The organism is Pseudoalteromonas sp. SG43-4, assembly GCF_014164325.1.
Taxonomy (GTDB): Bacteria; Pseudomonadota; Gammaproteobacteria; order Enterobacterales; family Alteromonadaceae; genus Pseudoalteromonas; species Pseudoalteromonas distincta.
This window is the reverse complement of sequence record NZ_JACJFB010000047.1, coordinates 1-1,252: the sequence shown is the minus strand read 5'-3', so window position 1 is coordinate 1,252 and position 1,252 is coordinate 1. Positions and strand designations below refer to the sequence as shown.

Annotated in this window: 1 protein-coding gene; it reads right to left on the bottom strand. The window is 36.8% G+C overall.

Going from position 1 to position 1,252, the window contains the following annotated elements; translation table 11 throughout:
* Positions 1-805: 805 nt before the first annotated feature.
* The coding region (locus H5160_RS20075; protein ID WP_220491201.1) for a hypothetical protein at positions 806-1,252 on the bottom strand (447 nt) is incomplete at its 5' end.

Here is a 1,252-nt window from a genome sequence, read left to right as displayed (position 1 = left end):
AAAAGTGGCTATTATTGCCTGTATAAGAAAGCTTATAGTAATCATAAATTCTATGGTGAGGGATGGTGTCATGTGGGATCCTAAAATGGTTTGAAATTAGGAATTGACACCATAGTCACTTGTTATATGGCTACTTACTCTTATGTTTAATTAAATAAACAATGTATCGATAGCTAAACAGCACAGTAAACACTATTAAGCCGAATTGAAAAGGAACCCACTCCATACCTTTTTCAGCAAGACCAACTAAAATACATATTCGGTATAAAGGTTCCCAAACGATACAAACTAAAGAATAGGTAAAAGCATCTGGTGCTAACAAAATAGCAAATTTTAGTTTCTCTTTAAGTGAAATCAGCATCAATTCTCGATAGACATATAACGCCCAAATAAGGGGCTAATTATTGCTGGCAAAATAACGAACGAAGTGAGGCGGCCAGCTGTAATTAGTCCCACTTGATTTGTTTGTTATGAGTTACATTGGTTAACTCAAAACACTACACTAATAGTAAACACCCAATTTGTAAATGAAGGTTAATTTGAGCTACTAACAAAACTAGCCTGAACTAATGAGTTTGCCACAAAAGTCTCTTTAACAAAGGCAAATTCTATTAGTGGCTATTGATAAAATTAGCCTAGCTCAACTCGTATGAAGCAAAAGAGAAATTTACGTTTAGAAAAATCCTTTTAGCTACAAAAAACAATCCTATTTGAATTGACTCATAACGCCGCCAGCAGCGGCCGAGTGAAACGAGGTCCAGCGACCGTAGGGAGCGATGCTGGCTGGCCTTGTTATGAGCTTTTGCTAGTGCCACAACAAATTATTCTTATAGTTCACAGGAGGTTTTCCATCAGTAGTTAACCCTAAGTAGTAATAAAAACTCACCATTTTACCGCCAATGTCGGCGGAACCAACAAAATACCAATGATCTGTATAAGACACTAAACCGAAGTGTGAGCTATGAGAAGCCTCTGAAACTTTAATTTCAGCCCCCTTTAGAAGGGACGCAACATCCATTCCGCGAGGACAGGATTTGAAACCATGGTTTTCATATAGCTCGTTAACGGGTAAGCCTTTCGTAAACATTGCATTATTATCAACAGTGCAAATGAAAGCGTTCTTTTCTAAATACTTTATGCCTATGTCACCTTCAAATTGAGAACTATCTGAAACATTTTTTATGGTTGTGAAACTAACCAACAGAATTATCAGGCTACAAATTAGTAAGTTATTCATATGGCTCATAACGCC